This is a genomic window from Methylobacterium sp. 190mf (genome assembly GCF_900107945.1).
Classification (GTDB): Bacteria; Pseudomonadota; Alphaproteobacteria; order Rhizobiales; family Beijerinckiaceae; genus Methylobacterium.
On record NZ_FNVI01000019.1, the window covers coordinates 52256 to 66475 of the forward strand.

General features: G+C 70.6%; 12 protein-coding genes. 5 read left to right on the forward strand and 7 right to left on the reverse strand.

What is annotated here, in order from left to right; all coding sequences use genetic code 11:
* The first annotated feature begins 152 nt into the window (after window positions 1-152).
* Window positions 153-947 (forward strand): DUF1194 domain-containing protein, encoded by a 795-nt coding sequence (locus tag C4T42_RS21355; protein ID WP_042672366.1) that lies wholly within the window; start codon window positions 153-155, stop codon window positions 945-947.
* 238 nt (window positions 948-1185) lie between these two features.
* Here C4T42_RS21355 and C4T42_RS21360 read toward each other — a convergent pair whose 3' ends face one another.
* The 7 genes from C4T42_RS21360 to ispG form a co-directional block, all read right to left on the reverse strand.
* Window positions 1186-1569: a hypothetical protein gene (locus tag C4T42_RS21360; protein WP_020093846.1), complete on the reverse strand. Its 384-nt coding sequence runs from the start codon at window positions 1567-1569 to the stop codon at window positions 1186-1188.
* 74 nt (window positions 1570-1643) lie between these two features.
* A complete protein-coding gene (locus tag C4T42_RS21365; protein WP_103985843.1) occupies window positions 1644-3974 on the reverse strand; it encodes a xanthine dehydrogenase family protein molybdopterin-binding subunit in 2331 nt (776 codons plus the stop codon).
* Window positions 3971-4450 carry a (2Fe-2S)-binding protein gene (locus C4T42_RS21370; RefSeq protein ID WP_020093844.1) on the reverse strand — a complete coding sequence of 160 codons (480 nt, stop codon included), beginning with the start codon at window positions 4448-4450 and terminating at the stop codon, window positions 3971-3973. The genes C4T42_RS21365 and C4T42_RS21370 overlap by 4 nt, the downstream gene beginning before the upstream one ends.
* A 462-nt stretch (window positions 4451-4912) precedes the next feature.
* Window positions 4913-5317 (reverse strand): type II toxin-antitoxin system VapC family toxin, encoded by a 405-nt coding sequence (locus C4T42_RS21375; RefSeq protein ID WP_103985844.1) that lies wholly within the window; start codon window positions 5315-5317, stop codon window positions 4913-4915.
* Entirely contained in the window at window positions 5317-5562 is a 246-nt protein-coding gene (locus C4T42_RS21380; RefSeq protein WP_103985845.1) for a type II toxin-antitoxin system VapB family antitoxin, read from the reverse strand. Before C4T42_RS21380 ends, C4T42_RS21375 begins: the two co-directional genes overlap by 1 nt.
* Window positions 5563-5625: 63 nt before the next feature.
* Window positions 5626-7644 (reverse strand): potassium transporter Kup, encoded by a 2019-nt coding sequence (locus tag C4T42_RS21385; RefSeq protein ID WP_056523636.1) that lies wholly within the window; start codon window positions 7642-7644, stop codon window positions 5626-5628.
* Between the two features lie 312 nt (window positions 7645-7956).
* Window positions 7957-9282 carry a flavodoxin-dependent (E)-4-hydroxy-3-methylbut-2-enyl-diphosphate synthase gene (gene ispG, locus C4T42_RS21390; RefSeq protein WP_026605032.1) on the reverse strand — a complete coding sequence of 442 codons (1326 nt, stop codon included), beginning with the start codon at window positions 9280-9282 and terminating at the stop codon, window positions 7957-7959.
* Between the two features lie 385 nt (window positions 9283-9667).
* On the opposite strand from ispG, the gene C4T42_RS21395 reads away from it, so the two are divergent.
* From C4T42_RS21395 to C4T42_RS21410, 4 genes are all read left to right on the forward strand, one after another.
* Complete coding sequence (locus C4T42_RS21395; RefSeq protein WP_103985865.1) at window positions 9668-10795, forward strand: patatin-like phospholipase family protein; 1128 nt, start codon at window positions 9668-9670, stop codon at window positions 10793-10795.
* Between the two features lie 258 nt (window positions 10796-11053).
* Window positions 11054-12733 (forward strand): CHASE3 domain-containing protein, encoded by a 1680-nt coding sequence (locus C4T42_RS21400; RefSeq protein WP_244603255.1) that lies wholly within the window; start codon window positions 11054-11056, stop codon window positions 12731-12733.
* Window positions 12734-12880: 147 nt separating this feature from the next.
* A complete protein-coding gene (locus C4T42_RS21405; RefSeq protein WP_020093838.1) occupies window positions 12881-13447 on the forward strand; it encodes a glutathione peroxidase in 567 nt (188 codons plus the stop codon).
* 56 nt (window positions 13448-13503) lie between these two features.
* Complete coding sequence (locus C4T42_RS21410; RefSeq protein WP_020093837.1) at window positions 13504-14139, forward strand: sigma-70 family RNA polymerase sigma factor; 636 nt, start codon at window positions 13504-13506, stop codon at window positions 14137-14139.
* Window positions 14140-14220 lie beyond the last annotated feature (81 nt).

Below are 14220 nucleotides of genomic sequence, written 5' to 3' on the forward strand. Positions count from 1 at the left end.
CGCATCCGGGCCTGCCCCGCGGCGCGTCGGTCCGACGGGTGGGTCCGCGCGGCGGGCCCCCCGAAAGGCCGGTTTCGCGCGACGCCGAAACGTGGCCTAACGGATGCGCGACGGCCGCAGGGCCGCGCCTTCCGGTAGCGCCGAGGTCGATGATGCGGACGGGTTCGCGACGGATCCGCCGCGGCGTCCTGCGGGGCGCCGTCCTGCTGCTCCTCGGGCTCGCGCCCGCCACACCCGAGCCCGTTCAGGCCGCGCCCGAGAGCGTCGCCACCGCGCTGGTCGTCTCCGTGGACGTGTCGCAATCCGTCGACGAGGCGCGCTTCCGGCTGCAGATGGAGGGCATCGCCGAGGCCCTGGAGGACCCGTCGGTCCTCGGCGCGATCACCGGCAACCCGGGCGGGATCCTGTTCGCGATGGTGACCTGGGCCGACCGGGCGACCCTCGCGGTCGGCTGGCGGCGGATCGCCGGCCAGGCCGACGCCGCGGCGGCCGCGGCCCTGGTGCGGGCGACGCCGCGCCAGGCGGGCGAGTTCACCTGCCTCGGCCAGATGTTCCGCACCGTGACCGCCGCCGTGCTCCCGGCGCTCCCGGTCCCGGCCGAGCGCGTGGTGGTCGACGTCTCCGGCGACGGGATCGACAACTGCACCGACGCCGCCAGTCTCGCGGAGGCGCACCGGTCACTGCTCGACACCGGCGCGACGATCAACGGCCTGCCGATCCTGGTGCCGGGCGAGAACGACGTGGTCGGGGCCGGGGCCTACCGGGCGCCCGGCTACGGCCTGCTCCCGACGCCGCTGCCGCAGGAGCGCACGGGCCTGGAGCAGTGGTACCGCGCGCACGTCATCGGAGGCCCGGGCGCCTTCCTGCTGGCGGCTGCCGGCTACAGCGATTTCTCCAGGGCGCTGCGGCGGAAATTCGTGATCGAGATCAGCGCGCTGGGGCGGTGACGGGGCTCTCCCCGGACGTACGTCACGCGGATCGAATTGCGCTCGCGGCCGGCCCTGAGCCAACCGTGACGGGCCGGCTCGGACCTGACGGAGGCTGGGGTATTACGCGCTCCGTCATCATGAGCGAAGCGACGCAGGGCAGCGCGACCTCGGAAGGCTTGGCGTGACCCTGGGTTGCTTCGCTCCCCTCGCAAAGCCGGTGGGGCAGAAACGGATAACCGGGAAGCGTTTCAGCCCCTCAGGGTGCCTTCTTCAGCTGCTGCTCAGCGCGGGTGAGCGCCGCCTCGCACGCCTGCGCGTCGCCCTTCTGATCCGCCGTGCGCGCCTCTTCCAGGGCGACCTTCGCCTGCTGGGCGGCGTCCGCGCCCTGGCCGGCCTGGGCCGACTTCTCCGGCGGCGCCTGCGGCGACTCGTTTGCCCGCTGGCCCTCCGTCCCGGTGACACCCTCGCCGCCGCGCTTGGCGGCGTTACCCTGGCCGCTGGTCGAGGCGGAGATCGACTGGGTCAGCTCGGACTGGACCCGCTTGGAGACGCCCTCGATCCGGTCGCCGCAGGGCGAGGCGAGGGCGGGGGCCGCCGTCAGGATCAGGGTCAGGCAGGCCGTCAGGGCGGGACGCATCATCGGGTCGAGTACTTTCCAAGAGAATGGGGCCGCGGGTTTCCCCACGGCCCCAACGCCTCGCGACGGGTGACGGTTCAGGCGCTCAGCTGATCGCGGATCGGCAATTGCCGGACCCGCCGGCCGGTGGCCGCGAAGATCGCGTTGGCGATGGCCGGCGCCACCGGCGGCACGCCGGGCTCGCCGACGCCGCCGAGCGGACCGTCCCAGCGGCCGGTCGGCACCAAGTGCACGCGGACCGCCTTCGGGGCGGCGTCGATCCGGAGGACCTCGTAGCCGTCGAAGTTGTTCTGGACCGCCCGGCCCTGCTTGAAGGTGATCTCGGAGGTGAGGGCGAGCCCCATCCCCATGACCACGGCGCCCTCCATCTGCGAGCGGATGCGCTCCGGGTTCACCTGCGGGCCGCAATCGACCGCGATGTCGATCGCCTTCACCTGGACCTGGCCCTTGTCGTCGACCTCCACCTCGGCCGCCACCGCCGTGTAGGTGACGAAGCTGTAGTGGCCGGCGATGCCGAGGCCGGTGCCCTTCGGCATCTGGCGACCCCAGCCCGCGCCCTTGGCGGCCGCCTCGATCACGCCGCGCAGGCGGCCGGTCTCGATCGGGTAGCGCTTCGGGTCCTCGCCGTAGTTCCAGACGTCGCCGATCTCGGTCGGGCTGATCTTGCGATCGGGTCCGATGAGCGCGAGCAGGTACTCCTTCGGCTCGCGGCCGGCGGCGTGCGCCAGCTCCGACACGAAGGACTGGATCGCGAAGGCGTGCGGGATGTTCGACACCGAGCGGAACCAGCCGATGCGGGCATGCGCGGCGGCCTCGGGGTTTTCCAGCCGCATGTTCGGGATGTCGAGCGGCGTGTTGACCAGCCCCATCCCGAGCTCGAACGGCAGCTCGTGCTTCGGGTCGGGCGCGAAGATCGAGCCGATCGTCGGAGCCACCGAGCGGTGCAGCCACGCCACCGGCATACCCTTGTCGTCGAGGCCGGCCTCCAGCCGCTCCACCGAGATCGTGTGGTAGAAGCCGTGGTGGAGGTCGTCCTCGCGGGTCCAGGCCAGCTTCACCGGCGCGCCGTCGACGGCCTGCGAGCAGAGCGCCGCCTCGACCACGTAATCGGGCTTCGACTTGCGCCCGAACCCGCCGCCGAGCAACGTGACGTTCACCTTGACCTTGTCGTCGGGCAGCTTGAGCGCCTTCATCAGGCGGTCGTTGGCGGCCTGCGGACCCTGGACGCAGGCCCAGGCCTCGCAGAACCCGTCCTTCACCCGGGCTACCGCCGCCGGGGGCTCCATGGGGGCCTGGGCGAGGTGCGGCACGAAGTACTCGGCCTGGACCTTGGTCTTGGCCTTGGCCATGGCGCCGTCGACGTCGCCCTGCGTGCGCACGACCTTGCCGGGCTTGCGCGCGGCGGCCTCCAGCTCCTTGCGGAACGCGTCGGTATCGTAGCCGGCGTTCGGGCCGTCGTCCCAGGTGATCTTGAGCGCGTCCCGGGCCTTCAGGGCTGCCCAGGTGTTCTTGGCCACCACGGCGACGCCGCCGAGCGGCATGAACTCCGAGGGGATCGGGGTGGCGTCGATCTTGAAGATCTTCACGACGCCCGGGACCTTCTTGGCCTCGCTGTCGTCGAAGGACTTCACCGTGCCGCCGTAGACGGCCGGGCGCGCGACGACCGCGTACAGCATCCCGTCGAGCTTGGTGTCGAGGCCGTAGATCGCCTTGCCGGTGGTGATGTCGAAGTTGTCGATCAGCCCGACCTTGCCGGTGCCGATGTAGCGGAAGTCCTTGGGGTCCTTCAGCTTGACGTCGGTCGGAACCGGCAGCTCGGCGGCGGCCTTGGCGACCGCTCCGTAGCCGAGGGTGCGGCCCGACTTGGCGTGGGTCAGGGTGTGGTTGACAGCCGTCACCTCGGAGGCAGGCACGCCCCACTGCTTGGCCGCCGCCTGGATCAGCATCAGCCGCGCGGCGGCGCCGGCGTGGCGGAAGTGCTGGAAGAAGTGGCGGGTCGAGCGCGAGCCGTCGGTGTCCTGGTTGCCGAAGCGGGTCTCGTCGCCCCAGGCCTGGACCACCTTCACCTTCGACCAGTCGGCCTCCAGCTCGTCGGCGACCGTGAAGGCCACCGAAGTGCGGATGCCCTGACCCATGTCGGAGCGGTGGTTGGTCACGGTGACGGTGCCGTCCGGCGCGATCGCGACGAAGACCTTCGGGTCGTCGCGCCAGCCGTGCGGCATGCCGTCGGCGCCGAATTTCTGCTCCTTCTGCTCCTGGGTCTGGGTCTCGTCGGCCCGAGCGGGGCGGAGCGAGAGGGCCAGCACCAGGGCGCCGGCACCGCCGAGGATGCCGCGGCGGCTGACATTGTCGAGGGCCGGCCTGGTGCCGGCGGCGAGCTCAGCGGTGAGCTTGGCGTCGTGGATCACAGGCGCTCTCCCTTGCTGGCGGGCGCCGTCTGGCCGGCGGCCTGATGGATCGCGGCGCGGATGCGCGGGTAGGTGCCGCAGCGGCAGATGTTGCCGCTCATCGTGGTGTCGATGTCGTCGTCGGTGGGCTTCGGCGTGTCCTTGAGGAGGGCGGCCGCCTGCATGATCTGGCCGCACTGGCAGAAGCCGCACTGGGCGACGTTCTGGTCGCGCCACGCCACCTGCACGGGATGGTTGCCGTCCGGCGACAGACCCTCGATGGTCACGACCTCCTGGCCGGCGGCCGCCGAGACGGGCGTGATGCAGGCGCGGGTCGCCGCGCCGCCGAGATGGATGGTGCAGGCCCCGCAGAGCGACACGCCGCAGCCGAACTTGGTGCCGGTGAGCCCGAGCTCGTCCCGCAGGTACCACAGCAGCGGCATGTCGGGGTCGCCGTCGAAGCTGCGCGCAGCCCCGTTCACGGTGAGTTTGATCATCGTTGCGTCCTGTCTGGCGGCGCCGGAGCGGCGATCAGTCGGGTCCGAGCCGGGCCGGGGGCCTCGGCCGGCTTAGCCGGCTCACGTTCCCCGGTGCGGACAGGCCGCGGGGCGAACGCTCAAGCTCAGAATAATAAATATTCTAAGGCACGCGGCGGGGTGGGCGCAACGCGGGGACGCGGCCGGTCATCCCCGAGCCTCTGCGCCCCGGGCACGCCGCGTGCGGCGGCGCACATGGGCGACCATCGATGCGGAGACGCGGGCCAGTCGATTCAGGCCGGCGTTCCGGTCAGCCGCGCGCCGTGGCCGCGGTTGGTTCGAAGCGCGAACGCATCGTTACGCCCCGACATAGCGTGTCGATCCTCAGTCGTTTCGCTCGCGAGGACGGCGTTTCGCGTCCAACTCAGATCCCCTGGCACTGACCCATTCTGGTAGCAATCGAGGCACGTCGGTCGTAGACCGTCACGGCACGGTCTCCAGATCCGTCCTGCGGAACTCGTCGGCCGTGGCCAGGATCGGCGTGCGGTAGAACCGTGCCGCCGCGTAGTGGAGACAATCGCCGAGGTTGAGGCCGTGGCGGCCGGCCCGGTATCGATGCGCGGCCGACAGGGCGAGCGCCGTCGTCTCGATGGCCGGCGGCAGGTCGCAGATCTCGATGCCCCTGGCTTCGAGAAATTCGAGGACGATCGGCCCGACCGCCTCGACCGTCATGTCGAACTTGTCGGGCCGCGCGAGGGCCAGCACCGTTTCGAGGACGGCAACGGGCGACGTTCTGCACTGGCGTGCCGAGGCGAGCGCCGTGGAGATCCGCTCGGCCTCGGGCTCGTCGGCGAGCAGGGCCACGATCGCGGACGCATCCACGAACATCAGACGCTTTCCCACATCGCGTCATACGCGTCCCGCGCGAGAGGCACGCGGGCGGTCTCGCTGAGCGCGACCCCGTGCTTCTGACGCACCCGTGCGGCGGTCTCCCGCGGGGACTCCTCCCGGTGGCGGCGCTCGATCGCCTCGCGCATGGCGATGACGATCGCCTCGGTGATGCCGACTCCCACCAGGGCGGCGAACCGGCGTGTCAGCGCGTCGGCCTCGGGATTGTTGACGTTGATCGGCATGCGGTCGGCCCTCGGGCACGATGTAGATAAGCTCTTCCGCCGATCTACACCAGCGTGCGGCCCTCAGACCGTCACCTGCGTCCCGACCTCCACCACGCGCCCGGTCGGGATCTGGAAGAAGTCCGTCGCGTCGTTGGCGTTCTTGGCGAGGGTGATGAAGATCCGGTCCTGCCAGAGCGGCATGCCGGAATGCGCCGCCGGCCGGATCGAGCGGCGCGATAGGAAGAACGACGTCGCCATGATGTCGAACTTGAAGCCCTGGCGGCGCAGCAGCACCAGCGTCTTCGGGATGTTCGGCGTCTCCATGTAGCCGAACTTCATCACGACCTTGTAGAAATGCGGGCCCACCGGCTCGATCCGCACCTTGTCGGCCTCGTTCGAGCGCGGCGTGTCCACCGTCTCGACGGTGAGGATCACGTTCTTCTCGTGCAGCACCTTGTTGTGCTTGAGGTTGTGCAGGAGCGCCGCCGGGGCGATCTCGGGATCGCTCGTCAGGAACACCGCGGTGCCGCGCACGTGGTGGGGCGGGCTCTTCTCCAGCATGCCGACCAGCTCGACCAGCGGCACGTCGGTCTTGCGGGTCTTGTTGAACAGGATCGTCACCCCGCGCACCCAGGTCCACATCAGGATGATGAGGCCGCCCGCGAGCAGCAGGGGTACGTAGCCGCCCTCCACGACCTTGATCAGGTTGGAGAGCAGGAACAGGAACTCGAGGACGATGAAGGGCAGCATCACGGCGGCCGCCGCGACCGGCGACCACTTCCACATGCGCCACATCACCAGGAAGGTCAGCGAGGCGGTGAGCAGCATCGTGCCGGTCACCGCGATGCCGTAGGCCGATGCCAGCGACGACGAGGTCTTGAACAGCACGGCGAGCAGCACCACGCCGAACATCAGGAGGGCGTTGATCTGCGGCAGGTAGATCTGGCCGGCATGCGACTCGGAGGTGTGGCGGATCTCCAGCCGCGGCAGCAGGCCGAGCTGGATCGCCTGCCGGGACAGCGAGAAGGCGCCGGTGATCACCGCCTGGCTCGCCACCACGGTGGCGATCGTGGCGAGCACCACCATCGGCAGCAGGCCCCAGGCGGGCACGAGCTGGAAGAACGGATCGGCCGTGTCGGGCTTCTCCAGCACCAGGGCCGCCTGCCCGAGATAGTTGAGGGCGAGCGCCGGGAAGACGAGGCAGATCCAGGCCACCTGGATCGGCTTGCGGCCGAAATGACCGAGATCGGCGAACAGGGCCTCGGCCCCGGTCACCGCCAGGAACACCGCCCCCAGGGCGATCAGCGCGCCGCTGCCGTGGCCGAGCAGGTAGTGCACGGCGTGCCAGGGATTGAGCGCGCGGAACACCTCCGGGTGCAGGGTGATGTGCGGCAGCGCCGCGAGCGCCATGGCGAGGAACCACACGACGGTCACCGGCCCGAAGAAGGCCGCCACCTTCCCGGTCCCGCGGTTCTGCACGAGGAACAGCGCGACGATGATCACCACGGTGATCGGCAGGACGTACTCGTCGAGGGCGGGCGTGACGAGCTTCAGGCCCTCCACCGCCGAGAGGACCGAGATCGCCGGCGTGATCACCGCGTCGCCGTAGAACAGCGAGGCGCCGAGGAGCCCCAGCATGAACACGATGCGCGAGCCGCCGAGCGCCTTCCGGGCCAGCGCCATCAGCGAGAGGATGCCGCCCTCGCCGTTGTTGTCCATGCGCAGCAGGATCGCGACGTACTTGACCGTCACGATCATGAAGAGGGCCCAGAGGATCAGCGACACGGTGCCGATCACCTCCTCGGGCAGCAGGATGCCGTCGGTCCGGGCCGGGACCAGGGCCTCGCGGAACGCGTAGAGCGGGCTGGTGCCGATATCGCCGTAGACGACGCCGACGGAGCCGACCAGCAGCGTCCAGAACCCGGCATGGCCGTGCTGGGTCTCGGCCTTCTCGGGGGCGTCGAGGCTGCCGGCGGTGGCCGGCCCGTGCGTCGGCGCCGGGGCGCCGGTCTCGTCGGCGGCCTGGGCGGCCGCGCGCGCGGCGTCGGGGGCTGCGGGCGCGGGCTGGGGGGCTACGCCGGGTGCGAAGGTTTGGCTCATGCGGATGTCGGAAGCTCGGGCGTGGCCGGCGCTTCGCGGTTCGGCTCAGGGGCCAGTCGGGGCCGGGCAGAAAACGCGAAGACTCCGCCGAACCGTGCGGGCCGGCCACCGGGCCGACCGCTCGCGGGATCGTGCGGCCTTGCTATCATGCCCTCGTGCGCCCGGAAACCGTGTGCACCCGCGAAGAACGCGGAGCTGGGTCTCGGCACGGCGGGCCACGCCGCCAACGTTAACCGGACGCGCGGCGCCCCGGAGCGACGGCGGGAGGCGACGCGGTCTCCGTCTCGCGGGACCTGCGCGTCGGCCCGCCCGTCACTCGGCGGCGGTGCGGTTCCCGCCCTGGCCGAATCGGCGCTCGATGTAGTCGATCACGATCGTCTCGAAGTCCTTGGCCAGCGTCGGGCCGCGGAGCGTCATCGCCTTCTTGCCGTCGATGAAGACCGGCGCGGTCGGGGTCTCGCCGGTGCCGGGCAGCGAGATGCCGATATCGGCGTGCTTCGATTCGCCCGGGCCGTTCACGATGCAGCCCATCACGGCCACGTTCAGCCCCTCGACGCCCGGATAGGTCTTCTTCCACTCCGGCATGGAGGTGACGATCCAGTTCTGGATGTCGCGGGCGAGTTCCTGGAACGTGGTCGAGGTCGTGCGGCCGCAGCCCGGGCAGGCCGCCACCATCGGCACGAAGGTGCGGAACCCCATGGTCTGCAGGAGTTCCTGGCTGGCCTTGACCTCGACGGTCCGGTCGCCGCCGGGCTCGGGGGTCAGCGAGTACCGGATCGTGTCGCCGATCCCCTCCTGGAGCAGCACGCCGATGGCGGCCGAGGCGGCCACGAGACCCTTCGATCCCATGCCGGCCTCGGTGAGGCCGAGATGGATGGCGTAGTCCGAGCGGCGCGCCACCTCGCGGTAGACGGCGATCAGGTCCTGCACCGCCGAGACCTTGGCCGAGAGGATGATCTTGTTCTGCGGCAGGCCGAGCTCCACGGCTCGGTCGGCCGAGCTGATCGCCGAGCGGACCATCGCCTCGCGCATCACCGCCCGGGCGTCGATCGGCCGCGGCGCCTTGGCGTTCTCGTCCATCAGGTGGGTGAGCAGCTCGCCGTCCAGCGAGCCCCAGTTGGCGCCGATCCGCACGGTCTTGTTGTGCTTGATCGCCTGCTCGATGATCGCCGAGAACTGCGTGTCCTTCTTGTCCTTGAAGCCGACGTTGCCGGGGTTGATCCGGTACTTGGCCAGCGCCTCGGCGCAGGCCGGGTGGTCGGCGAGCAGCTTGTGGCCGATGTAGTGGAAGTCGCCCACCAGCGGCACGTGGACGCCGATCCGGTCGAGGCGCTCGCGGATCTTCGGCACCGCGGCGGCCGCCTCGTCGCGGTCGACTGTGATGCGCACGAGCTCCGAGCCGACCCGGGCGAGCTGGGCGACCTGCGCCACCGTGGCGTCGATGTCAGCCGTGTCGGTGTTGGTCATCGACTGGACGACGATCGGGGCGCCGCCGCCGACGGTGACCGCGCCCTCGCCCTCACCGACCGTGACGCCGACGGTGCGGTGGCGCGGGGCGGGGCCGGCGATCTCCGGTCCGCCGCCGGCCAGCGGGTTGTCGGCGGGGTTCTCGGAACGGGTGGCTTCCATGACTTCCATCGTGGACTTTCGCGGGCGCGCCTCGCGGGTGCCGGAGCCGTGACGGCTGCCGGGCCCGGTCCCGGGGACACGCCTCGCCGGAACTTCGGGGCTGCCGCGGGTTAGCTGCGGACGACCCGGCGCCGCGTCAACCCGGCGCCGCGCGGGGCAGCATCGCGCAGGACAGCATCGCGGCTGTCATGTCGTATCCGGGCGCGGATGTCGAGTTTCCTGCACGTCCCGGCGGCACCCGCCGCCGTCGCTAGCCGGTTTTCGTCGGACTCTGTTGCCGATTCGCTCAGGCCGGGACAGGTGCCGGCGCGGGGCGGGCACCCCGCCGCGATCCCGTCGCACGGTTGATGCTGCATCGCAGCATCCCATCTGTGTGGTGGATCAGGAGGCCGACATGAGCGAGCAATTCGGTGGCGCCGAGCCGCACAACCCCGCCACCGCCGTTCCCGAATCGCCCGTCACCGACGCGATCGAGGCGCAGCCGACGCAGGTGCCGGGCCCCGCGCTCGCCGGGCCCAAGTTCGAGAAGCCGGTGGCGCTCGCCCTCCAGGGCGGCGGCGCGCACGGCGCCTTCACCTGGGGCGTGCTCGACGCGCTCATCGAGGACGGCCGCCTCGGCTTCGAGGCGGTGACGGGGGCGAGCGCCGGGGCGATGAACGCCGTCGTCCTGGTGGATGGCTGGCTGAAGGGCGGCCCGGACGGGGCCCGCGAGGGTCTGGAGCGGTTCTGGCGCGAGGTCAGCCTCGACGGCGACCTGGGGCCGGCCCAGCGCAACCTCGTGAGCGGCCTGTTCAGCCTGTGGAAGGGCAACCCGGTGGCCGAGTTCTGGGCCAAGATGCTGGCGCCGAGCCCCTACGTGTCGAACCCGCTCAACATCAATCCGCTGCGCAAGGCGCTCGCCGAGCAGGTCGATTTCGACCGCCTCCGCGAGGCCGACACGGCGGGCCTGTTCGTGTCGGCGACCAACGTCTGGACCGGCAAGCTCGCGGTGTTCGAGCGCGAGCGCCTGACCGTCGACCACCTGATGGCCTCGGCCTGCCTACCCACGGTCTTCCAGGCGGTGGAGATCGACGGCGTGCCCTACTGGGACGGCGGCTACCTCGGCAACCCGCCGCTCTACCCCCTGCACCGCGGCGCCCAGACCCGCGACATCCTGCTCGTGCAGATCAACCCCGTGGAGCGGCGCGAGACCCCGCGCACGGAGGCCGAGATCCGCGACCGGCTCAACGAGATCACGTTCAACGCGAATCTGATGCGCGAATTGCGGGCGATCGACTTCCTGGACGGGCTGATCGAGGAGGGCACCCTCGGCCAGGGCCAGTACCGCCGGGTCCTCGTGCACCGGATCGACGGCACCGACGCCCTCGAAGACTATAACGCCGCCTCCAAGCTCGACGCGCGCTGGACCGTGTTCAAGCGCCTGCGCGACAAGGGCCGCGCCGCCGCGCAGGCCTGGCTCGCCGAGAACTACGAGCGGATCGGCCGGGATTGCACGGTCGACCTTCAGCAGACGTATCAGTGATGGGCCCTTCGGGCCGTGTACGAATAATTGATATCAAGACAATTTTCTGTCGAGATCTGTCAAAGATTGTCGGATCTGGCAGATTATCGGCCTGATGTTCGGTGGAAGGAAGGGAGTTTGCGTATATGTATTTTGGTCTGACTTCGAGTTAATAAAAATTTTTCTTCATAAGCGACGATGAAGCGTCTACGGGCAGAGCGCGGTTGATGAGGCGGCGACTCACTCACCGCGGGGAGAGCCCGAGACATGTCATTTCGTATGTCTGACTACAGGATCAGCATCAAGATCGCTCTTGTCATGGGCACGATGCTCATCGTTACATTGGTCGTGGCCGGCATAACCTTGCGGAACATCGGTGACATCCGGGAAGCTCAGGACCGGATCGAGCATACGCAGGCGGTGCTGGAACAGGTCGAGCGGATGAGCCTCGCGATGGTGAATCGGGAGACCGGCCTGCGCGGCTACCTGATCGCCGCGGAGCCGCGCTTCCTCGAGCCCGAGACGGCCGGACGTGAGGCCTTCGCGGCGGCCTGGTCGGAGATGCGGCGGCTGGTGGCGGACAACCCCGCGCAGCAGGCACGCTTGACGGACCTGAAGTCGCTGGCTGATCGCTGGGGCAGCGCGTTCGCGGATCGCGAGATCGCCCTGATGCGCGATGCCGCGACGCGGGAAGAGGCGCGCCGGATCATGATCTCGGGCGTCGGCAAGGCGATCATGGACGAGATCCGCGCCAAGACGGCCGAGATCGCCGACACGGAGCGCGCGCTGATGAACGGCCGGGCTCAGGCCGCGGCGACGGCCATCGCGGCGACGCGTTCAGCGAGCCTGATCGGCCTCGGCCTGATGGCCGGCATCGGGCTGATCGGTCTGGCGCTCCTGCAGATCGGCATCGCCAAGCCGGTCCGCGCCATCACGGCCGCGATGACCCGGATGGCGGCGAACGATCTCCGGACCGAAGTGCCCGGAGTCGGCCGCGGTGACGAGATCGGCGCCATGGCCGATGCGGTCCGAGTCTTCCGCGACGGCCTCGTCCGAGCCGCGACCCTCGAAGCCGAGGCTGCGCAGGCCCGTGCCGCCCTCGATGCGCAACGCAAGGCCGCGATGGTCGAGATGGCCGACGGCTTCCAGGCGGCGGTCGGCGGTGTGGTGCGGGCCGTCTCGTCGGCGGCGAGCGAACTCGAATCCACGGCCGCGCGCATGAGCTTCGCTGCGGCCGAGACGGCCGACCAGTCGACGACGGTCGCGGCGGCGGCCGAGCAGGCGGCCACGAATGTCAGCACGGTGGCTGCCGCCGCCGAGGAACTCGGCACGACCATTCACGAGATCGGCCGTCAGGTGCAGACGGCGGCCGACTTCGCCGACACGGCCGTCGCGGAGGCCGGACGATCCGCGGACCTGATGCGCAGCCTGCGGGAGAGCGCGACGCGGATCGGCGACGTGGTCGGCCTCATCTCGGGCATCGCCGGCCAGACCAACCTGCTGGCCCTCAACGCCACGATCGAGGCGGCCCGCGCCGGCGCGGCGGGTCGCGGCTTCGCGGTGGTCGCGAGCGAGGTCAAGGAACTGGCCGAGCAGACCGCCAAGGCGACCGAGGAGGTCGCCCGACAGGTCGGCGAGATCCAGTCCTGGACCGGGGACGCCTCCGACGCGATCACGCGGGTCGTCAGCCGCATCAACGAGATCAGTGCAGTGTCGAGCGGGATTGCCGCGGCGGTCGAGGAGCAGGGTTCGGCGACCCAGGAGATCGTCCGGAACGTCGGGCAGGCGGCACTCGGGACCGGAGCCGTCACCAACAACATCACGGCCCTGGCCCGCTCGGCGGAGGGGGCTGGGAGCGCCGCCGCACAGGTGCTCGAGGCGGCGTCCGGGCTGCTGGGGCAGGCTCAACAGCTCGACGTGGAAGTGGGCCGCTTCCTCGACACGGTCCGGACCGGTTGAGGCCGCCCGCCGGCCTTCCGATCCGCGGCGGTCGAGCCTGCGTCGAAACGACCGTCGCGGCGCATGAAACCGTGGCGGGTCGGGCGCGTTGCCGCGCGGAAAATCGCGCGCTCAGTGGCGCGACGAGGTCGCGAAGAGGTCACCGCCATGACGCTGCTGCGCCGCGAGGCCCTGATCCTGATCGGTGCCGGTCTCGCCGGCGGCGCCCGCGCCGCGGAGCAGCCCGCCGGCACCGCGCGGGCCACGGATTTCGCCTTCGAGACCCCGGAGGCCGCGCCGATGCCGCTCTCCGCCTACGCGGGGAAGCCGATTCTCGTGGTCAACACCGCGACAGCTTGCGGCTATGCCGGGCAGCTCACCGGGCTGCAGACGATCTGGACGCGGTTCGGCGATCGCGGGCTCATCGTGCTGGGCGTCCCGTCGCCGGATTTCGGCAACCAGGAACCCCTGGACGGCCAGGCCATCGCGGAGGCGGCGCGGAGGAATCACGGCGTCACCTTCCCGCTCACGGCCAAGACCCGGGTGAAGATGCCGGGCGCCCACCCGTTCTACCGCTGGGCGGCGGCCGAGCGCCCCGCCGAGACGCCGCGCTGGAACTTCCACAAGTACCTGATCGCCCGCGACGGCAGCCTCGCGGCGGCCTTCGCCACGCAGGTCGAGCCGACCGATCCGCGGGTGATCTCGGGGATCGCCGCCACCCTCGACCAGGCCTGACCGCGACGCCGGGCCGGCAGGCGGGATTAAACGTGCGGCCCCCGCGTTCACACATCATGGCATCGGACAAGAACAAGCGCGCGGACCTCCTCGACCTGCTGGTGCCCCTGCGGCGCTACGCGCGGTCGCTCACCCGCGACACGCTGCGGGCCGACGACCTCGTGCACGACACGCTGGTGCGGGCCCTGGAGATGCAGGGCTCGCTGCGGCCGAACACCAATCTGCGCACCTGGATGATGACGGTGCTGCACAACGCCTTCATCGACGAGCAGCGCCGCCGGCAGGTCGAGGCGCGGCACGCCGACACACTGGTCCGGATGACCGAGGACATGGCGCCGCCGGCCCAGGAGGGTCAGGTGCGCCTCGCCCAGATCCGGCAGGCCTTCCTCAAGCTGCCGGAGGAGCAGCGCGCGGCGCTCCACCTCGTCACCCTGGAAGGCATGGCCTACGCCGACGCGGCGGCCGTCCTCGGCATCCCGATCGGCACGCTGATGTCCCGTCTCGGCCGCGGCCGGGCGGCTCTGCGGGCCTTCGAGGAGGGGACGCGGACCGACCGCAGCTCCGACGAGGCGGAGCCCGCCAAGACACCCGAGACGCGGCGCGGACCGCCCTCCACCCTCCGGCTCGTCGTGTCCGACGAGCCGCGGGAAAGGTCCGCCTGGCCTCTGCGACGCGCCGTCGGAGAGAGCTGAGCGCGGAGCTGATGAAGGACCGGCACCCGCGGGCGCCGGTGCCGACTGACGATTGCGACCGGCGGATCGCCTCCGGGCACG